The 18587-nt window shown below is 72.2% G+C and carries 16 protein-coding genes and 1 tRNA gene; 8 read left to right on the top strand and 9 right to left on the bottom strand.

Annotation, left to right across the window (positions count from 1 at the left end):
- Positions 1 to 137: 137 nt before the first annotated feature.
- Complete coding sequence (locus tag JAN01S_RS13845) at positions 138 to 1370, bottom strand: HRDC domain-containing protein (RefSeq protein ID WP_084360271.1); 1233 nt, start codon at positions 1368 to 1370, stop codon at positions 138 to 140.
- Complete coding sequence (locus JAN01S_RS13850; RefSeq protein WP_068319203.1) at positions 1367 to 1948, bottom strand: DUF3000 domain-containing protein; 582 nt, start codon at positions 1946 to 1948, stop codon at positions 1367 to 1369. The genes JAN01S_RS13845 and JAN01S_RS13850 overlap by 4 nt, the downstream gene beginning before the upstream one ends.
- A gap of 105 nt (positions 1949 to 2053) precedes the next feature.
- On the opposite strand from JAN01S_RS13850, the gene hemE reads away from it, so the two are divergent.
- Positions 2054 to 3097: a uroporphyrinogen decarboxylase gene (gene hemE / locus JAN01S_RS13855; RefSeq protein ID WP_068319204.1), complete on the top strand. Its 1044-nt coding sequence runs from the start codon at positions 2054 to 2056 to the stop codon at positions 3095 to 3097.
- On the opposite strand, the gene JAN01S_RS13860 is transcribed toward hemE, so the two are convergent.
- Positions 3084 to 4010 (bottom strand): DUF4349 domain-containing protein, encoded by a 927-nt coding sequence (locus JAN01S_RS13860; protein ID WP_169797238.1) that lies wholly within the window; start codon positions 4008 to 4010, stop codon positions 3084 to 3086. The two genes, hemE and JAN01S_RS13860, sit on opposite strands and share 14 nt — an antisense overlap.
- 122 nt (positions 4011 to 4132) lie before the next feature.
- Between JAN01S_RS13860 and hemG the strand changes: the two genes are divergently transcribed.
- From hemG to JAN01S_RS13875, 3 genes are all read left to right on the top strand, one after another.
- Positions 4133 to 5545, top strand: a complete 1413-nt coding sequence (gene hemG, locus JAN01S_RS13865) for a protoporphyrinogen oxidase (protein WP_068319206.1) — start codon at positions 4133 to 4135, stop codon at positions 5543 to 5545.
- Positions 5542 to 6261 carry a hydrogen peroxide-dependent heme synthase gene (gene hemQ, locus JAN01S_RS13870; protein WP_068319207.1) on the top strand — a complete coding sequence of 240 codons (720 nt, stop codon included), beginning with the start codon at positions 5542 to 5544 and terminating at the stop codon, positions 6259 to 6261. Before hemG ends, hemQ begins: the two co-directional genes overlap by 4 nt.
- Positions 6262 to 6464: 203 nt before the next feature.
- Positions 6465 to 7376, top strand: coding sequence for a type IV toxin-antitoxin system AbiEi family antitoxin domain-containing protein (locus tag JAN01S_RS13875; RefSeq protein ID WP_068319208.1), 912 nt, complete (start codon positions 6465 to 6467; stop codon positions 7374 to 7376).
- 95 nt (positions 7377 to 7471) lie between these two features.
- On the opposite strand, the gene msrB is transcribed toward JAN01S_RS13875, so the two are convergent.
- From msrB to JAN01S_RS16955, 3 genes are all read right to left on the bottom strand, one after another.
- Positions 7472 to 7897, bottom strand: coding sequence for a peptide-methionine (R)-S-oxide reductase MsrB (gene msrB / locus JAN01S_RS13880; RefSeq protein WP_068319216.1), 426 nt, complete (start codon positions 7895 to 7897; stop codon positions 7472 to 7474).
- A gap of 105 nt (positions 7898 to 8002) precedes the next feature.
- Positions 8003 to 10438 carry a DUF8508 domain-containing protein gene (locus tag JAN01S_RS13885; protein ID WP_068319209.1) on the bottom strand — a complete coding sequence of 812 codons (2436 nt, stop codon included), beginning with the start codon at positions 10436 to 10438 and terminating at the stop codon, positions 8003 to 8005.
- 98 nt (positions 10439 to 10536) lie between these two features.
- The gene (locus tag JAN01S_RS16955; protein ID WP_068319210.1) at positions 10537 to 11436 is read right to left on the bottom strand and encodes a hypothetical protein; all 900 of its coding nucleotides are present in this window, start codon (positions 11434 to 11436) and stop codon (positions 10537 to 10539) included.
- Positions 11437 to 11565: 129 nt separating this feature from the next.
- Between JAN01S_RS16955 and JAN01S_RS13895 the strand changes: the two genes are divergently transcribed.
- Complete coding sequence (locus JAN01S_RS13895) at positions 11566 to 12648, top strand: DNA polymerase domain-containing protein (protein WP_068319211.1); 1083 nt, start codon at positions 11566 to 11568, stop codon at positions 12646 to 12648.
- Between the two features lie 60 nt (positions 12649 to 12708).
- Here the strand turns inward: JAN01S_RS13895 and JAN01S_RS13900 are convergent, their stop codons facing one another.
- Positions 12709 to 13767, bottom strand: a complete 1059-nt coding sequence (locus tag JAN01S_RS13900) for an ATP-dependent DNA ligase (RefSeq protein ID WP_370670786.1) — start codon at positions 13765 to 13767, stop codon at positions 12709 to 12711.
- Positions 13768 to 13828: 61 nt separating this feature from the next.
- Between JAN01S_RS13900 and JAN01S_RS13905 the strand changes: the two genes are divergently transcribed.
- Positions 13829 to 14980, top strand: a complete 1152-nt coding sequence (locus tag JAN01S_RS13905; RefSeq protein ID WP_068319218.1) for an alpha/beta hydrolase family protein — start codon at positions 13829 to 13831, stop codon at positions 14978 to 14980.
- Here the strand turns inward: JAN01S_RS13905 and JAN01S_RS13910 are convergent.
- Positions 14961 to 15647, bottom strand: a complete 687-nt coding sequence (locus JAN01S_RS13910; protein WP_068319212.1) for a dihydrofolate reductase family protein — start codon at positions 15645 to 15647, stop codon at positions 14961 to 14963. The genes JAN01S_RS13905 and JAN01S_RS13910 overlap by 20 nt on opposite strands.
- A 47-nt stretch (positions 15648 to 15694) precedes the next feature.
- On the opposite strand from JAN01S_RS13910, the gene JAN01S_RS13915 reads away from it, so the two are divergent.
- Positions 15695 to 16570, top strand: coding sequence for a polyphosphate kinase 2 family protein (locus JAN01S_RS13915; protein ID WP_244884852.1), 876 nt, complete (start codon positions 15695 to 15697; stop codon positions 16568 to 16570).
- Positions 16571 to 16713: 143 nt separating this feature from the next.
- Here the strand turns inward: JAN01S_RS13915 and JAN01S_RS13920 are convergent, their stop codons facing one another.
- Positions 16714 to 18390, bottom strand: coding sequence for an acyl-CoA dehydrogenase family protein (locus tag JAN01S_RS13920; protein WP_068319214.1), 1677 nt, complete (start codon positions 18388 to 18390; stop codon positions 16714 to 16716).
- Positions 18391 to 18513: 123 nt separating this feature from the next.
- Here JAN01S_RS13920 and JAN01S_RS13925 point away from each other — a divergent pair.
- Positions 18514 to 18586, top strand: a tRNA-Gly gene (locus tag JAN01S_RS13925).
- Position 18587 lies beyond the last annotated feature (1 nt).

Raw genomic sequence — 18587 nt, forward strand, 5'->3', positions numbered from 1 at the left:
GCCTGCGGCCGTCTTGCCCATCCGCTCCCTGAGGAGGCCGCCTGCGGCGTCCCCCTTCGCTCCCTGAGGAGGCCGCCTGCGGCCGTCTTGCCCATCCGCTCCCTGAGGAGGCCGCCTGCGGCCGTCTCGAAGGGAGGTCAGGCGTCGGGGTGGGCGGCGAAGGCGTCGGCGAGCATCGGGGCGACGATCTCGCGCTGCCAGGGGCGCACGCCGTGCTCGGCGAGCGCCGCGGCGAAGGCCTCGGGGGTGCGCTCGGCGGGCGGGGACCACACGGCCCGGCGCAGGGGGTCGGGGGAGCAGACGTTTTCGATGGGGATGGTGTGCTCGGCGGCGAAGTCGCCGAGGGCCTCCCGGGTCTGCGTCAGCCGCTCGGCCGCGAGGGGGTCACGGTTGGCCCAGGACCGTTGGGGCGGGGGACCGTCCGAGCGGACCGACGCAGGTGGCAGCTCCGCGTCGGGGAGCTTGCGGGCGCGGGCGACCGCGTCGAGCCAGGCGCGCTGGTTGCGCTGGATCGCCCGGTGGCCGCGGGGCAGGTCACCCGGTCCGCTCGGGTTGGCCTGGGCGATCTCGACGAGTGCGGTGTCGGGGATGACCCGGCCGGGCGAGGTGTCGCGGTCGCGAGCGATGCGGTCCCGCTCGTACCAGAGCTCACGCACCGTCGCGAGGACGCGCGGCTGGCGGATCTTGTGCAGGCCGGAGGTGCGCCGCCACGGGTCCTCCTTGACCGCGGGGCGCCAGTCGAGCAGGGCCTCGAACTCCTGGCGGGCCCACTCGCTCTTGCCCTGGGTGGCCAGGTCGATGCCCATGAGGTTGCGCACCTCGGTGAGCACCTCGACGTCGAGGGCGGCGTAGCGCAGCCACGGCTCCGGCAGCGGGCGGGTCGACCAGTCGACGGCCGAGTGCTCCTTGGCCAGGCTGATGCCCAGGTAGTGCTCGATGACCGCGGCCAGACCGACCCGGGGCAGCCCGAGCAGCCGGGCGGCGAGCTCGGTGTCGAAGATCTGTCGGGGGCGCAGCCCGACGTCGGCGAGGCAGGCGAGGTCCTGGGTCGCGGCGTGCAGGATCCACTCGCCGGTACCGATGGCCCGATCGAGAGGGGTCAGGTCCGGCAGCGTGACCGGGTCGATGAGCCAGGTGCCCGCTCCCTCGCGGCGCACCTGCACCAGGTAGGCGTCTTGCCCGTAGCGGTACCCCGACGCGCGCTCGGCGTCCAGGGCCACGGGGCCGAAGCCCTCCGTGACCGCCGCGGCACACTCGTCGAGCTCGGACTCGCGCGTGATGACGTCAGGCACGCCCTCCGCGGGTTCGGTGAGGACCGGCAGCGGCGGTGCCTGCTGGCCGGCCTCGGGCTCCTCCACGACGTCGCTCACCGGCGCCGCCCCGGGAGGGCGATCACTCCTGAGGGGAGCGGCGGGAGGCCGCCGACCGTGCCGAGCATGTCGACCCAGGCCTCCAGATGTGCGCCGACGGACGCGTCGAGCGGGCTCCAGGACGCGCGGATCTCCATCTCGACGTCGGGCTCGCGGTCGTCGAGGTCGCCGAAGGACTCGGACACCACGTGGGTGACGGTCCCGGCGAGGTTGACCGGCTCGATGGAGTGCGACTCGAGCGCGTCGGTCAGCCACGACCAGCCGACCGCCCCGAGCATCGGGTCGCCGGCGACCTCGGCCTCCAGTTCGGCCCGGGCGAAGGTCACGACGCGCCATGCGCCGCCCCACGGGTCGGGCTCGCCGGGGTCGTGCAGCAGGACGAATCGGCCGGTCGCCAGGTCCTCGTCGTCCGACGGGTCGACGATGTCGGCGGTCATCGCCACGGCGTGGGGCGCCAGCCGCGTCGGGGCAGGGACCTCGGTCAGCCGCACCTCGGGACGCAGCCGCGCCTCGTGCAGGCTGCGCAGGGCACGCGCGAAGTCCGGCGACTGCGCCTCGGAGAACTCTCGGGTGGCCACCCAGCGAGAGTAGGACTCCAGAGGTGATATGCCGGGGAGGGCACGCCGAGGCGAGCGTCACGACACCCTGGGCCCACCCCCTTCGTCGCATGGGAGGATGCGCCCGTGACGACCACAGCCGACCCCGCCGACAGCCCCCTCGTCCGCGCCGCCCGGGGTGAAGCCGTCCCGCACACCCCCGTGTGGTTCATGCGCCAGGCCGGCCGCTCCCTGCCCGAGTACCGCGAGATCCGTCGCGGCACCGACATGCTCGAGGCCTGCCGCACGCCCGACCTCGTCACCGAGATCACCCTGCAGCCGGTGCGCCGCCACCGCGTCGACGCCGCGATCTTCTTCTCCGACATCGTCGTGCCCCTCGAGGCGACCGGGGTCGACATCGACATCGAGCCGGGGGTCGGCCCGGTGCTCGACGTGCCCTTCACCTCCCGCGAGGACCTCGAGCGCCTGCCCGAGCTGACGCCCGACATGATCCCGGACATCGCCGAGTCCGTGCGGCGGATCGTCCTCGAGCTCGGGCCCACCCCGCTCATCGGGTTCGCCGGCGCCCCCTTCACCCTCGCCTCGTACCTCATCGAGGGTGGGCCCAGCAAGAACCACGAGCTGACCAAGTCGCTCATGCACGGCGACCCGCAGCTGTGGCACGACCTGTGCGCCCGCCTCACCCAGATCTCCGCAGCCTTCCTCAAGGTGCAGGTCGAGGCCGGCGCGAGCGCGATCCAGCTCTTCGACAGCTGGGCCGGGTTCCTCTCCCGCGCCGACTACCGCGAGTACGTCCTGCCGCACAGCCGCGCCACCCTCGCGGCGCTCGCCGACTCCGGCGTGCCGCGCATCCACTTCGGCGTCGGTACCGGTGAGCTGCTCACCGACATGGCCGGCGCCGGCACCGAGGTCATCGGCGTCGACTACCGCGTCAATCTCGGTGACGCCATCGCCCGCGTCGGGGGCGGCATGCCGGTCCAGGGCAACCTCGACCCCGCGCTGCTCTTCGCCCCGTGGGAGGTCGTCGAGCGCGAGGTGCGGCGGATCCTCGACGAGGGTCGCGCCGCACCCGGCCACATCTTCAACCTCGGTCACGGGGTCCTGCCCGACACCGACCCGGTCGTGCTCACCCGGGTCGTCGAGCTGGTCCACGAGGTCAGCTCGCGCTGACCCGCCTGCGACGGCGGGTCCACCACACGACCGGCGCCAGCAGGACCAGCCCGGTGACGGCGAAGGGAGTGATCGCGCCCAGCACCGTCAACCCGACGGTCAGCGCGCCCGTGAAGGCATCCCATCCGCCGCTCAGCCCCGCGAGGAAGCCCGTAGCGTCCTCCTCGGTCCCCTCCACCTCGGTCGCCTCCGTCGTGAGGCTCACCGTGATGGGCGCGGTGGCGGTGCGCTTCTCGAGGGACTTCTGCTGACTGACCATGGACTCCAGGTCGGCCTCACGCGTGGCGAGCTCGTCCTCGAGCGTGACGATCTGGTCGAGGTCGTCGGTCGAGTCGATGAGCGTGCGCAGCCGCTCGACCGCCTTGGTCTTGGTCTTCACCCGCGCGGTCGTGTCGGTGTACTGGGAGGTGAGGTCCTCGGCGCTGCTGGCGCGCTTGGTCACCTCACCGATCTCGGCGAGGTCGTTGGTCGTGCGGTCCAGCTCGTCGACGGGCACGGTGACGGTGATCTCCGCCCAGGAGCGCCCCCCTTCGTAGGTCGCGGCGCGCGAGTCCTCCTGCGAGACGTACCCGCCGGCCGAGCGTGCCTCGGAGCGCACCTTGGCCGCACCCTGCTCGATGTCCTCGACGGTGATCGACAGGCTGGCCGTCCGCGCGATGTGGGTGTCCGTCGGTGCCTTGTAGCCGGAGCTCTTGCCCGAGGAGTCCTTGGCCGCGGCGCTCTGGTCCGCGCCCGCACGCGAATCGTCGCCGCCGCCCTCTCGCGCGGACCCGGCCTCCGACTCGGACTGCGCGCTCTGGGTCGCCTGGCTCTGCTCCGGGTGGACATCGCTTCCGCTGCTGTCGGAGGCGCCACCGGCGCCGCACCCGGCGAGCACCAGGCCGCCGGCCGCGAGCAGAGCGGCCCATCGCATGTTCGGCTTCGTCATCGTCATACCCCCTGCGTCGGTGGCCGGGTCCGTCCCGACCTTCTGATGCTGCTGTGACGGGGACAGGTGGTGGATCGGTTCCATCGGCGTGGTGGGAGAGTGGGGTCATGGGTCAACGCGTGGTCGTCGTCGGTGGTGGACTCGCCGGGCTGGCGACCGCGCACCACTTGGTGCGGACCCGCCCCGACCTCGAGGTCACCGTCGTCGACGGCGGTGACATGCCCGGTGGCAAGGTGCGCCGTGAGCAGGTGGGCGGGGTGCTCGTCGACGTCGGCGCGGAGTCGGTCGTGGCGAGCAGCACCGCCGCCCGAGAGCTCTTCGACCAGCTCGGTCTGACCGAGCGCATCGTCCACCCCGAGCCGGTCCCCGCCGCGATCTGGTCGCGCGGGGCGCGCCACGGTGTGCCGGCCGGGACCTTCATGGGCGTGCCCGGTCCGCGGACCGACCTCACCGGCCTGCTCGAGGAAGGGGAGGTCGCGCGCGCCGCGCAGCCGGCCCCCTTCGTCCTCGAGGGTGATGACGTGAGCGTCGCCGACGCGGTGGGCGGGGTCTACGGTCGGGCGGTCGTCGACCGGGTCGTCGAGCCGTTGCTCGGCGGGGTCTACGCAGGGCGCGTGGACCGCCTGTCGCTGCGTGCCACGATGCCCGCGCTCTGGGCCGCGCTCGAGGGGCGTGGGATGCCCGAGGCGGTCGCGAGCCTGCTGCCACCGCCGGGGACGCCGCCCCGGCCTCGGGTCATGGGGCTCGTCGGCGGCATCGGCGGGCTCGTGGACGCGCTCGTCGCCGGGGTGCGCGACGCCGGCGGTCGCGTCGAGAGCGCCACGCTCGTGCGCCGGCTCGAGCGGACCACACAGGGCTGGCGGGTGATCACCGGCGCGACCAACGCCGAAGTGGCGATCGACGCCGATCTCGTCGTCCTCGCCACGCCCGCCGCACCGACCTCACGACTGCTCACCGACCACGCGCCCGTCGCCGCCTCCGCGCTCGCCGCGATCGAGTACGCGTCGATGGCGGTCGTCACGGTCGCGCTGCCCGCTACAGGTGTGCCGGCCCTGCCCGGCAGCGGATTCCTCGTGCCGGCCGTCGACGGGCGACCGATCAAGGCGAGCACCTTTTCGGCGGCGAAATGGGCCTGGGTCCGCGACGCGTCGCGGGAGGTCGTCCTGCTGCGCGGCTCCGCCGGACGCGCGGGAGAGGTCGCAACGCTCCAGCGCGACGACGCCGACCTAGTCGCCGACACCCTCCTCGAGATCGGTGCCGCGCTCGGGGCGTCGCTGCCGGCCCCCGTCGACGCCCGCGTGCGCCGGTGGGGCGGCGGTCTGCCGCAGTACGACCTCGGGCACACTGGACGGGTCGCCGCGGTGCGCTCCGCGGTCGCCGCACTCCCCGGGATCGAGGTCACGGGCGCCGCCTACGACGGAGTGGGCATCGGCGCGGTCCTCACCGGCGCGGCCGCCACGGCCACGACGATCCTCGACGCACTTCCCCCTTCGTCCACCTCTCGACAGGAGCACCGATGACCACGCGGCCCGCACCCGCCAAGCCCACCCGCGAGCAGCTCGAGGCGATCAACTCGAGCGTGCACTACGCGATGTTCTCCGCCTTCGCCCTCGTGACGCCGGTCGGTGACGACGACCGCGCGGCCATCACGCAGGAGGTCGAGGCGCTCTTCGCCGAGCTCACCGAGGGCGGCGTCCGCATCCGCGGCGTCTACGACGTCGCCGGCCTGCGCGCCGACGCCGACGTGCTCATCTGGTGGCACGCCGACGACATCGAGCTGCTCCAGGACGCCTACAAGCGGCTGCTGCGCACCGAGCTCGGCTCCCACCTGGACCCGGTGTGGTCCAACGCCGCGGTGCACCGCCAGGCCGAGTTCAACCGCAGCCACGTGCCGGCCTTCCTCGCCGGCGAGGAGCCGCGTGACTACGTGTGCGTCTACCCCTTCGTGCGGTCGTACGACTGGTACGTCATCGACGACAAGGACCGTCGCGCGATGCTCGCCGAGCACGGCGCGATGGCCCGCGACTACCCGGACGTGCGCGCCAACACCATCCCCGCCTTCGCCCTCGGCGACTACGAGTGGATCCTCGCCTTCGAGGCCGACGAGCTGCACCGCATCGTCGACCTCATGCGTGAGCTGCGCGCCTCCAAGGCCCGCCTGCACGTGCGCGAGGAGATCCCCTTCTTCACCGGCCCGCGCGTGAGTGTCGAGGCGCTGGTGGAGGGGCTGCGCTGAGGCGAGTCTCCCTGGCCTCCGGATTATCGGGTCGCCCGATAATCCCCGGCTGAGCATGAGTTTGGAACTCTTGCTCAGCCGGGAGAAGTCTTGCTGAGCTCCCGGCGCCGAGCGGTATCCACAACTGCCTGACCGCTGAGGCGGTCATCCTCAGGGTCGGCTGCCGCCGGCACTCCGTTCATCGGGTCCCCCAAGGTCGAGGGGTGATCGATGTGACGGCTCATCTGTTCTCCGGACTTCTCAGCCTCCCCGACGGGATCTTCACCCGACAGGAGGCACTGACGCGTGGTGTCACCGACGAGGTGCTGACCGCAGCAGTGCGTCGTGGTGTCCTCGTGCGCCTGTGTCGTGGTGCGTACACATCTCCCGGTCCGTGGACGAAGGGAGAGCAGCGTCGCCTTCTCGCCCGAGCGGCCGGGCGGCTCTATCCCGACGCGGTCCTCGCGGGAGCAGCAGCGGTCGCGGCGCATGGGGTGCCGCTCTTCGAGGTCCCGGTCGAACCCTTGGACGTGGCTCGGCCCATCAAGCGCGAGGCGACGACGGCACACCTGCGGATTCGCCCCCTTCGCCACTCGTCGACGCGGACCCCGTGGGGGCCGGCGCAGGAACTGCCGGTCGCCTTGATCCAAACGGCGATGGATCACGGGATCCCGGCCGGGGTGGCCTCGATCGACCATGCGCTCCACGCCCACCTCGTGACGAGGTCCGAGCTGGACGCGGTCTTCGACGCCCTCGAGGGTTGGCCGCACTCCTCGCGTGCCAGGTGTGCACTGCAATGGAGCGATGGCGAGGCCGAGTCGCTGGGCGAGAGCGTGACCCGGGTGATCCTGCGCGGCGCAGGCTGGCACATCGTGTCCCAGGTGCCCATCGCTGATGCGGACGGGGTGGTCTTCGCTCGGGCGGATCTTGGGATCGCCAAGACCAAGGTTCTCGTCGAGTTCGACGGCAAGGTGAAGTACACGGACGGGGGTCCGGAAGCACTCTTCCGTGAGAAGAAGCGTGAGGATCGCATCCGCGCCCTCGGGTACATCATCATCCGCGTGACGTGGGCCGACCTCTTCGCGCCCCACCGGATCGTCGCCGCGGTGGCAGCCGCCGTGGCGCAGGCCGCCTGAGCTCAGCAAGACTTTCCCCGGGTTAGCAAGAGTTTGAAACCCTTGCGAACCCGGGGAATATCGGGTCACCCGAGAAACGCGAGGCGGGTGGGAGTTCAGGCCCCCGCGGGCCGCAGCGTCATCGAGATCGAGTTGATGCAGTAGCGCTGGTCGGTGGGGGTGTCGTAGCCCTCGCCCTCGAAGACGTGGCCCATGTGGCTGCCGCAGTTGGCGCAGCGGACCTCGATGCGGGGACGCCCGGGGAGGGAGTCGTCCTGGACGTACTCGACCCGGTCCTCGGCGAGCGGGGTGTAGAAGCTCGGCCAGCCGCAGTGGCTCTCGAACTTCGTCTGTGAGGTGAACAGCTCGGTGCCGCAGGCGCGGCAGGCGTAGACACCCTCAGTCGTGGTGTCCGTGTACTCGCCGGTGAACGGACGCTCGGTGCCGGCGGCCCGCAGGACGGAGAACTCGTCGGGCGAGAGCTGCTCGCGCCACTGCTCGTCGGTCTTGTTCACCGCGTAGTCGCGGCCGGTGGGCTCCATCATGTCCTGCTCCTTGGGCTCGGTGACTCCATCATGCAACGACGTGGCTCCCGGAGATCTTCCGGGGGCCACGTCGCGCTCACGGCCGCGGGTGCGGCCGTCGGATCACTTCTTCAGGTCCAGGTGCACGACCTGCGGGTCGTGGTCGCTGTCCTGGTCGGCGAAGGGGGAGTTGGTGTGGACGATGTCGTACGTGAAGGCCGGGCGGTTGCCCTTGCCCTTCCCCGGACGCCACGGACCGTTGACCGTGCCGTCGAGCGTCGCGAGCGACGGCGAGACGAGGATGTGGTCGAGCACCTGGCTGTTGCCGTCGTAGACGTAGGTCCACTGCTCGTGCTCGGGCAGCGTGCGCGGCAGGTCGGTCATGGCCTGCGAGCCGGACCCCTCGAGGATGTCGGTGAGGATGTCGGTCGTCTCGCTGAACTCGAAGTCGTTGACGTCACCGGCCACGACGAACTTCGCCTCCGGGTCGGCGGCGAGCAGGTCGTCGGCGAAGGCCCGCACCTCGCGCGCCTGCTCGTGACGGGCGTCCTCGCTGAAACGGACCGGCTGCTGCCAGCGGCCGAAGAGCGGGTCGTCGCCGCCCTTCGAGCTGAAGTGCACGGCCGCGACGAAGACCCGCTCACCGCGGTAGCGGTACTCGCCGACGAGCGGCTTGCGGGAGTCCTCGAAGGCGGGGGAGGACGGCGCGATCCGCCCGGGCGACTCGGTGAGGTGCGCCCCCTTCTTGTCCGCGACGACCTCGGCCGCACTGTCGGCGGCACCGGAGCTGCGCTCCACGAACTCGATGTCGCGGTCGGTGCGGTGCAGCAGCACGTTGCGGATGTTGCCGCCGGGCTGGCCGCCGTCGGCCTTGTCCTGCGGGTTGACCCAGTGCGCCTCGTAGGTCGGGCCACCGGCCGCCTCGATAGCGGCGATCAGCTTGTCGGTGGTCGCCTTCGAGTCGACGGTGCCGTCGTCGGTGGAGCCGCTCGCGTCCTGGACCTCCTCCATCGCGATGATGTCGGGGCTGCGCAGGTTGGTCACGACCTGCGCGGCAAGCCGGTCGAACTTGGCCTGCGGGTTGTTGGGCGCGAGGTTCTCGACGTTGAACGCCGCGACCGACAGCTCGCGGTCGTGCTGCTCGGGCGCGACCTCACGCTCGAGGCCGCCGTCCTGCACGGTCGGCACCTCGGTCGCCAGCAGCTTGAAGTTGGCGAAGGAGTAGTCGAGCGGGCCGGCGACGATGCCGGGGAGGGTGTCGCGCACATCCGCGTCGGGGAGCGAGCCCGCGGGCAGCAGCACGTCGTCGACGAGGACACGCATCGCGTTGGGCCGGTCGTAGCCGGAGTAGAGGACGCCACCGGCCTCGGTGCGGGTGGCCTCGACCCCGGAGCCGGGCACGACAGGGATCTCGTAGCCGGTCGGGCCGACGACCTGGGCGTCGCGGACACCGACCTGCATGCCCTCCATCGACTCGTAGAAGTCGATGGCGTCCCGGTCGGGACGGAAGGCCGCGTCGTCGTACTCGACGTTCTTGGGGTCCTCGGCGTCGATGACCTGCTGCGGCGCGGTGCGGTCCTCACCGAGGACGACCGGCGCCGGGACCTCGGCGGTGCCGGTGACCGTGACGGTCGGGGAGACGATCTCGGTGGTCGTCAGGTTGTCCCAGCCGCCGGAGCCGCCGGGCCGGTACTCGTCGACGTAGCCGTCGACGCTCACCGTGTCGCCGACCTCGGCGGAGGGGCGCGAGCGGGTGTAGACGAACAGGCCCTCGGAGGTCGCGTCGTCGTCGTCCGGTGACGTGCTCTGGATCCACAGCCCGCTCGAGGAGACGGCCGTGACGACGCCCTCGACCTCGTTGACCGCGGTGCCGTCGAGCGGCGAGATGTGGTGCGTGCCCTGGATCTGCTGGATGGTCTCCGGCTCGTCGACGGGCGGCTCGCCCTCGTCGTCCGGCTCGCAGACGACGGTCGGGGTGCTGGAGTTCTGCGGGGTCGGCGCGCCCACGGTGAAGTCGACCGCGTTGTTGTCGGTGTCGGCGCAGATGTCGGTGCGCGCGACCGAGGTCGAGTTGCTCGTGGAGTCGGCCGCCACGCCCTCGGCGGGGGAGGCACCGCCCCAGGCGAGTCGGTCGACGACCTGCCCGTCGGGGTTCACGACCTCGACGCGGGCGCCGGAGGAGGACATGCTCACCGTGCCGTCCGCGTCGGGCTTGGGCAGCGGGGTGGCCGAGGTGTTGGCGCCATCGGCCTGCTGGACGAGGTACCGGCCGCCGGCCTTGACCTCGCCGGACAGCGCGGTGGTCTGGGGCGTGGTCCCGCTCTTGGAGTAGTAGCGCAGCGTCCACCTGGTCAGGTCGACACCCTCGAGCGACCGGTTGGCCAGCTCGACGAAGTCGCTGCGCAGCGTGGCGCCGGAGTTGCCTCCGCCGCCGTACGCCTCGGCGATCACGATGTCGGGCGAGGCGGCGGTCGCGCTCGGGGCGACGACGGCCGTGCCGGCGAGGGCGAAGGGGGCGAGGGTGAGGGCCGCGAGGGCGCGGCGGCGACGAGATGGCATCGCGAGGGGCTCCTGGAGGGGTGAGGGTGTGGCCCCCAGCAACCTAGGTCTCCTCGGGGGTGACCGCAGGGTGAACCGGTGAACGTCCGGTGACGTCTTCACCGCGACTCGGTGCCGCGGCGTCGCACGACTGCGAGCGCGGCGGCTCCGAGTGCGCCACCGACCAGGGCGGCGGCAAGTGGCCACACGGGGCGGTTCGACGGGTCGAGTGCTGCGCGGAGCACGTCGAGCGCACCGTCGACGAGCTCCGACTGGCCGGCCGGCGTGCTCGCCCATCCGCCGGCGGAGCTGCCGAGGTAGGACAGAGCGGTCAGCCCCGCGGGGATGACCCACGCACACGCGAGGGCGCCGAGCCAGCCCAGGAGTGTGCTGAGCGGCCGCCAGCCGGCGACGGCGAGGACGACCGCCAGCGCGAGGGCGAGCAGGTGCTGCTGGTGCCCGATCACCCAGGTCTGCCAGCCGTTGAGCGTGATCGGGTCGGTGACGACGAGGTCGGCGACCCACGACGTCAGCACCGTCGCCGCCGCACCCCACGCCGTCACCCTCAGCCAGCGCGGCTCCCGGCACGCGGCGGAGCCGACGAGCAGTCCCACGAGCACGCCGCCGCACCCGAGCGCGAGGTGGGTCGCCACGAGCAGGGAGGCGCCCGTGCTCCCGTCGGCCAGGCTGCTGATGACCCACCACTGGTCGGCCACGGCCACCGCGCCGGCGAGCAGCCCACCGGCCAGTCCCGGCAGCACCGACCGGGTGATCAGGTGACCGATGACGACGGCGACGAGGGCGAGCAGGCCGGTGGTGACGAGCAGGGCCGCCAGCCGGTGCTCGCCGGCAGGCAGGGGCACCCACGGGCCGGCGTCCGGCGCGACCGACGGCCACGCCGACGAGATGGGCAGGCGGCCCCCTTCGGCCACCCAGGGCAGGGCGGCGGCGAGCCAGCCGAGCAGTCCGGAGACGAGGACGACCGCTGCGGTGCGCAGGACGACGGACGGTGACGGCATGGCGGTCTCCCTGGTGGTGCCGAGGGGCGGGCAGGCGACCGCCGGACGGCGGCGGGGGACACGCTAGACGACGACGAAGGGGGTGGCGCGCGCCTCCCTTCGTCCTCGCCGTGGTCATACGCTGGCCGCATGGCCAAGACCCCCGCCGAGATGGTGCCCGCCGGCGACCGGGAGGTGCGCGTCTCGAGTCCCGACCGGGTCATCTACGAGGCGACCGAGCGCACCCCGGCCCTCACCAAGCTCGACGTGTGCCGCTACGTCGCCGACGTCGGCGAGGCGATGATGCGCACCATCGGCGACCGGCCCACGGCGATGGAGCGCTGGCCCGATGGCTGGCGCGAGGGCATGAAGCTGGCGGTCGGCCCCAAGGACAAGGAGGCCGACGGCTTCTACCAGAAGCGATTGCCGCGAGGCGCGCCCGACTGGGTCGAGACGGTCGAGATCGCCTTCCCGAGCGGCCGGACCGCCCACGAGCTGTGCCCGAGCGAGCCGGCGGCCCTCGTGTGGGCCGCGCAGATGGGGACGCTGACCTTCCACCCGTGGCCGGTGCGGCGACCGGACGTCGACCACCCCGACGAGCTGCGGATCGACCTCGACCCCCAGCCGGGCACCGGCTTCGCCGACGCGCAACGGGTCGCCGGCGTCGCCCGTGAGCTGCTCGAGGAGCTCGGCCTGCGCGGCTACCCCAAGACGAGCGGCAACCGCGGCGTGCACGTCTACGTGCGGATCGAGCCGCGCTGGTCCTTCGAGGAGCTGCGGCACGCCGCCATCGGCTTCGGTCGCGAGCTCGAGCGCCGCGACGACGGTGTGACGACGGCCTGGTGGAAGGAGGAGCGCGGGGAGCGGATCTTCGTCGACTTCAACCAGAACAACCGCGACCGCACCATCGCCGGTGCATGGAGCCTGCGCGCCCGGCCCGGTGCTCCGGTGAGCACGCCGATGACCTGGGAGCAGCTGGCCGAGGTCACCGACCCGGCCGAGCACAACCTCACGACCGTGCGCGACCACCTGGCGGCCGGTGACCCGTGGGCCGGCATGGACGAGCAGGCGTACTCGCTCGAGCCGCTCCTCGAGCTGTGGGAGACCCTGCCGGGTGGTGAGCTGAACTTCCCGCCCGATTACCCGAAGATGCCCGGCGAGCCCCCGCGGGTGCAGCCGAGCAAGAAGGTCGCTGAGCACTGGGACGAGGACGGCAACCGGATCGCGACGTGACCGCCCGCGGGTGGATGCCGACTCGCTGACGATTCGTCCGCGCGCATACCTCCACCGGGGTCAGGTGAGGACCTCACCCAGGTCGTAGGCCGCGGCCCGGTCGATCTGGTTGAGCGTGCACGACTCGGGATCGCGATCGGGCCGCCACCGCAGGAACTGCACCGTGTGCCGGAAGCGCCACCCCTCGAGCTGGTCGAAGGCGACCTCGACGACGCGCTCGGGCCGCAGCGGTACGAAGCTGACGTCCTTGCCCGAGGAGAAACGCGACCGGTCGGTCTCGGCGTGCTCGACGTTGCCGTCCTCGTCGCGTCGCACGAGCGGCTCGAGCTCCTCGACGAGCTCCAGCCGGCGCTTCGCGGTGAAGGCCGCGATCCCGCCGACGTTGAACAGCTGCCCCTCGTGGAAGAGCCCGAGCAGCAGCGACCCGACGCCCTGCCCGGACTTGTGCACCCGGTACCCGGTGACGACGGCCTCGGCCGTGCGCTTGTGCTTGATCTTGAGCATCGTGCGCTTGCCGGGGGAGTACGGCGAGGCGAGCGCCTTGGCGACCACGCCGTCCAGCCCCGCCCCCTCGAAGCGGGTGAACCAGTCGCCGGCCTCGTCGGCGTCCCGGGTCACCCTCGTCAGGTGCAGCGGTGCTCCCTTCGCCATGCCCGCGAAGAGCGTCTCGAGCCGCTCCCGACGCTCGGCGAAGGGGGAGTCCGTCACGTCCTCGTCGCCGACGGCGAGCAGGTCGAAGGCGATGAACTCGGCCGGCGTCTCCTGAGACAGCTTGGTGATGCGCGACTCCGCCGGGTGGATCCGCTGGCCGAGCGCCTCCCAGTCCAGGCGCTGCGCACCCGGCTCGCCGCTGCGCACAACGACCTCCCCGTCGACGACCGCGCTGCCGGGCAGGTGCTCGCGGATGGCCTCGACGAGCTCGGGGAAGTAGCGGGTCAGGGGCTTCTTGCCGCGGCTGACCAGCTCGACGTCGTCGCCGTCCTTGCGCACGATGCAGCGGAACCCGTCCCACTTCGGCTCGTACGAGTAGCCGCCCTCCACGGAGTCTGCGGCCGGCACGTCCTTGACGGCCTTGGCGAGCATCGGGTCGAGGGTCAGGTCGGCGGGCAGCGGTGTCACGCGTCACATTGTGCCCGCAGCGCAGGAGGTTTGAGACGATGACGACGTGAAGCAGCGGACGATGGCCGAGCGTGCCCTCACCTACGGCGGTGTCGCGGCGGGATCCGCGCTCGCCGGGGCCGGGTCGGTCTGGGTGGCCGGGGCCACCTACTTCGCCCGGCGGGTGCTCACTCCCGACCTCGTGCGCCCTGACGACACCGAGATCCACGTCATCCACGACGACAGCATCACCCTCTCCGGCACCGCCGACCTGCTCGTGCCCGGCCGCTACGGCCTGTGGCTCGACGGGGGCCGCGGGCACGCCCGCTTCGGCAGCGTCCTCGAGGTCGACCACCGGCGCCAGCGCGTGCGCCGTGAGCTCCTCGGCGTCGACGAGGGCGTGCTGCAACCGGGACCGGCGCGATTCAACGGCTACTACTACGGACGCGACCCGCAGTCCGACCTCGGGCTGCACACCGAGCACGTCCCCGTGCCCACCGACCTCGGCCCCATGCCGGCCTGGGTCGTGCCGCCCGAGCACGGCGACGGCTCCCGCTGGGCCGTGCTCGTGCACGGCCGGGGCGCCCGTCGGCACGAGACGCTGCGGGCCATCCCGACCCTGCACGCGGCCGGCCTGACCTGCCTCGTCCCGAGCTACCGCAACGACGGCGACGCGCCCAAGGGCCCCGACGGCCGGTACAACCTCGGCCTGTCCGAGTGGCGTGACATCGAGTCCGCGGTGGAGCTCGCGCTCGCGCGCGGCGCCCGCGAGATCGTCCTCGTCGGCTGGTCCATGGGCGGCGCGATCGTGCTGCAGTTCCTCGACCGCTCCCCGCTGTCGTCGGTCGTCTCCCGGGCGGTGCTCGACGGCCCGGTCGTCGACTGGGGCGACGTGCTGCGCCACCACGCGGCGCTGCACCGGGTGCCGGCTCCCGTGGGCCACCTCGGCAGCGCCCTCATGGGACAGCACTGGGCCAAGCGGCTCGTCGGTGTCTCCGAGAGCGTCGACGTCGCACGGACCAACTGGGTCGAGCGGGCCGACGAGCTCTCGCACCGGATGCTGCTCATCCACTCCCGGGATGACGAGTTCGTCCCCGTCGGCCCGAGCGAGCAGCTCGCCTCGGCGCGGCCGGACCTCATCACCTTCGAGCCGTGGTCGCTCGCGCGCCACTGCAAGGAGTGGAATGTCGACCCGCGTCGGTGGGAGTCGGTGGTCAGCGAGTTCGTGCGCTGACCCGCCAGAGGCCGAGCAGCGTGCCGTCCTCCTCGAGCAGGTGACGACAGGTCAGGTCCACGTCAACGTCGGCGCCGTCGAGGATCCGCGGGTGCGCCTGCCGGCCACCACCGACCAGGTGGGGCGTCCACGACAGACCCAGCTCGTCGACGAGGCCCGTGGTGACCAGCTCGGCAGCGAGCGTGGGACCCCCTTCGCACAGCACGTGGGGACCGAAGGCCGCGCGAGCGCGCTCGACGACCGCGCCCAGGTCCACCTCGTCCTCGCCGCACAGCCACGTCGCCTCGTCCTCCACCGCGCCCGAGGCGCGGGTCGTCGCGAGCACCACGCCGTCCTTGCCCCGGACCGACTCCGGCCGATGCCCTCGCCGCGAGACGACGACCATCGGCGTGCGCGCCGGACCGTACTCCTCGGCCCGCACCGTGCCGGCCCCGACCAGGAGCACGTCCGCGGCGCGGCGCATCGCGGCGAAGCCCCGGTGGTCGGCCTCGGAGTTGATCGACCCGGACACCCCGTCGGCGCCGGTGGCGGCGCCGTCGAGCGTCGCGACGAAGTTCAGCCGCAGCACCGGGTCACTGCTCGCGTACAGCGCGTCGATCTGCTCGTCGCCGATCGTGGCGCCCGGCTCGGGGGCGAAGGGGGCGTCGTCCGCCATGAGAAGCCGCATGGTCGGGAGTCTGCCGCACGGACCTCGGGGCTGACATGATGCCGGGCATGGCCAAGGACAAGAAGGACGGCAAGAAGTCGAAGAAGTCCGACACCCCCTTCGCCGACGCCCTGCGCGCCGGCCCGGGCACGGACATCTCCGCGATCGACCCGCGCAGCACGCCCAGCTTCGACGGCGACAAGGCCGCGGGGCAGGAGGCGCTGGCCGACCTCACCGAGCCGGTCTCCGAGCTGCAGGAGCGGCTCTTCGCCGAGTCCCGCTCGGGCGGTGAGCGCAGCGTGCTGCTCGTCGTGCAGGGCATGGACACCTCCGGCAAGGGCGGGATCATGCGCCACGTCGTCGGTGCCGTGGACCCGCAGGGCGTCGAGATCACGAGCTTCAAGGCCCCGACGGCGGAGGAGAAGAAGCACCCCTTCCTCTGGCGCATCCGCAACGCGCTGCCGAGCCCGGGGATGATCGGCGTCTTCGACCGCAGCCACTACGAAGACGTGCTCATCGTGCGCGTCCATGACCTCGTGCCGCGGGCGCAGTGGTCTCGTCGGTACGGGCAGATCAACACCTTCGAGGAGGGCGTCGTCGACAAGGGGACGACGATCATCAAGGTGATGCTGCACGTCAGCAAGGACGAGCAGAAGGAGCGGCTCACCGAGCGGCTCGAGCGCCCCGACAAGCACTGGAAGTTCAACCCCGGCGACATCGACGAGCGCGAGCACTGGGACGCCTACCAGGAGGCCTACCAAGCCGTGATCGACAAGTGCTCGACCGACGACGCGCCGTGGTACGTCGTGCCCGCGGACCGCAAGTGGTACGCGCGCCTGGCGGTGATGAACCTGCTCAAGGAGCACCTCGAGCAGCTCGACCCGCAGTGGCCGAAGGCGGACTTCGACGTCAAGGAGCAGCAGGCGCGCCTCGCCGAGAGCTGAGGAGACCGCATTGCCCTGTGGCAATGACGTCTCTCGACGACAAGACCGCGCATGTCCCCGGGGAAATGCGCGGTCTTGGGCCTGTGTCCGGGCACGTACGCGGGAACTCGCGCATCTGCCCGGGGAAATGCGCGCGAGTGGCGTCAGCGGACGAAGGGGGCGGCCCGGCCGATCGCAGTGCGCCCGGCGAGCGTGACCAAGCCGGGGTCGAGGGTGCCGAAGCTCTCTCCCTTCGACCCACCCAGCCGTGACGCGACGAAGGCCTCGGCCAGGTCGGTGGGGGAGTGCAGCACCATCAGGCTCGCCTGCAGCGTCAGGGCCAGCCGCTCCACGAGCCGCCGAGCGCCGGCCGCGACCTCGGCGCCGTCGAGCGCCCCCAGGCCTGCGCAGTCGCGCTCCAGGTCGTCCAGCGCCGTGTCGAGGACCGGCAGCCGTCCGCGCGCGACGGAGGCCTCCTTGAGCAGCGCCATGAGCGAGGCCGGCTCCCGGGAGATCGCCCGCAGGACGTCGAGCGCGTTGACATTGCCCGAGCCCTCCCAGATCGAGTTCAGCGGCGCCTGGCGGTAGAGGCGGGCCATCCCGTGCTCCTCGACGTAGCCGTTGCCGCCGAGGCACTCCAGCGCCTCCGCGACGAAGGGGGAGGTGCGCTTGCACACCCAGTACTTGCCGACGGCGACGCCCAGCCGGGTCAGCTCCGTGTCGCCCTCGTCGAGCGCGTGCGCCAGCCGCAGCCCGAGCAGGGTGGCCGCCTCGGACTCCAGCGCCAGGTCGGTGAGGACATTGCGCATGAGCGGCTGGTCGACGAGCACGACACCGAAGGCACGCCGGTGGCTCGTGTGGTGCACCGCCCGGGTCAGCGCCGCGCGCATCGTGGCGGCGGAGCCGAGGACGCAGTCCAGCCGGGTCGCCGAGACCATGTCGATGATCGTGCGGACCCCCCTTCCCTCCTCGCCGACGAGCGCGCCCCACGTGCCGTCCAGCTCGATCTCGGAGGAGGCGTTGGAGCGGTCCCCGAGCTTGTCCTTCAGACGCTGCAGGGCGAAGGGGTTGCGCGTCCCGTCCTCGAGGACGCGCGGGACGAGGAAGCAGCTCGGCGCCGCGTCCTCTGCGGTCTTGGCGAGCACGAGGAAGACATCGCTCATCGGCGCGGAGCAGAACCACTTGTGCCCGGTGAGCCGGTAGCTCTCGCCCGTGAGCGGTCCGCCGGGCGTGCGGACGGCGAGGGTGGAGTTGGCGCGCACGTCGGAGCCGCCCTGCTTCTCCGTCATCCCCATGCCGGCGATCGCGCCGGCCTTGGTCTGCGCCTCGCGCAGCCCGAAGTCGTACTCGCGGGAGGCCAGCTTCGGCGTCCAGCGAGCGGCGAGCTCGGGGGAGTGGCGAAGGGCGGGGACCGCCGCGTTGGTCATGGTGATGGGGCAGATGTGTCCCGGCTCGACCTGGCTCCACGTGACGAACCCGGCGGCGCGGCGCACCTGGGCGCCGGTGCCCTCCGGCTGCGTCCACGGGACGGCGGTCAGCCCCGCGCCGGCGGCCACGCGCATCAGCTCGTGCCACGCGGGGTCGAACTCGACCTCGTCGACGCGGTGGCCCCACCGGTCGTGGGTGACGAGCCGAGGGGTGTTGCGCTGGGCGAGGTCGGCCCACCGCTCGGCCCGCTCCGACCCGGCGAGGCCACCCAGCTGCGTCAGCTCTGCGACGGCAGCCTCGCGCCGGCCCTCGGGGACCCAGCGCTGCACGCCCTCGGTGAGGACGGGGTCGCTGCTGAAGACGTCGTGCCCGCCGTACGGCGGGACCTGGTTGGTGACCTCGTGGGTGGGCATGACGGCACCCTACGGGCGGGGCCGGAGGCCGCGGCAGGGGCGCTGTTCACCGTCGGTTTGGATTCTGGTGCCGGAGTGGGCTAATCTCGCCCAGCGCGGTCAGCAGCGATGCGGACCGCGAGTGCGGATGTAGCTCAGTTGGTAGAGCGCAACCTTGCCAAGGTTGAGGTCGCCGGTTCGAGGCCGGTCATCCGCTC

The organism is Janibacter anophelis NBRC 107843 (genome assembly GCF_001570945.1).
In the GTDB taxonomy this organism is placed as follows: Bacteria; Actinomycetota; Actinomycetes; order Actinomycetales; family Dermatophilaceae; genus Janibacter; species Janibacter anophelis.

Bases quoted from the DNA above. Each gene is read 5' to 3' on its own strand.
- JAN01S_RS13860 (WP_169797238.1), bottom strand. From the start codon at position 4,010: ATGCGATGGGCCGCTCTGCTCGCGGCCGGCGGCCTGGTGCTCGCCGGG.
- hemG (WP_068319206.1), top strand. From the start codon at position 4,133: ATGGGTCAACGCGTGGTCGTCGTCGGTGGTGGACTCGCCGGGCTGGCG.
- hemQ (WP_068319207.1), top strand. From the start codon at position 5,542: ATGACCACGCGGCCCGCACCCGCCAAGCCCACCCGCGAGCAGCTCGAG.
- msrB (WP_068319216.1), bottom strand. From the start codon at position 7,897: ATGGAGCCCACCGGCCGCGACTACGCGGTGAACAAGACCGACGAGCAG.
- JAN01S_RS13885 (WP_068319209.1), bottom strand. From the start codon at position 10,438: ATGCCATCTCGTCGCCGCCGCGCCCTCGCGGCCCTCACCCTCGCCCCC.
- JAN01S_RS16955 (WP_068319210.1), bottom strand. From the start codon at position 11,436: ATGCCGTCACCGTCCGTCGTCCTGCGCACCGCAGCGGTCGTCCTCGTC.
- JAN01S_RS13895 (WP_068319211.1), top strand. From the start codon at position 11,566: ATGGCCAAGACCCCCGCCGAGATGGTGCCCGCCGGCGACCGGGAGGTG.
- JAN01S_RS13905 (WP_068319218.1), top strand. From the start codon at position 13,829: ATGGCCGAGCGTGCCCTCACCTACGGCGGTGTCGCGGCGGGATCCGCG.
- JAN01S_RS13910 (WP_068319212.1), bottom strand. From the start codon at position 15,647: ATGCGGCTTCTCATGGCGGACGACGCCCCCTTCGCCCCCGAGCCGGGC.
- JAN01S_RS13915 (WP_244884852.1), top strand. From the start codon at position 15,695: ATGGCCAAGGACAAGAAGGACGGCAAGAAGTCGAAGAAGTCCGACACC.
- JAN01S_RS13920 (WP_068319214.1), bottom strand. From the start codon at position 18,390: ATGCCCACCCACGAGGTCACCAACCAGGTCCCGCCGTACGGCGGGCAC.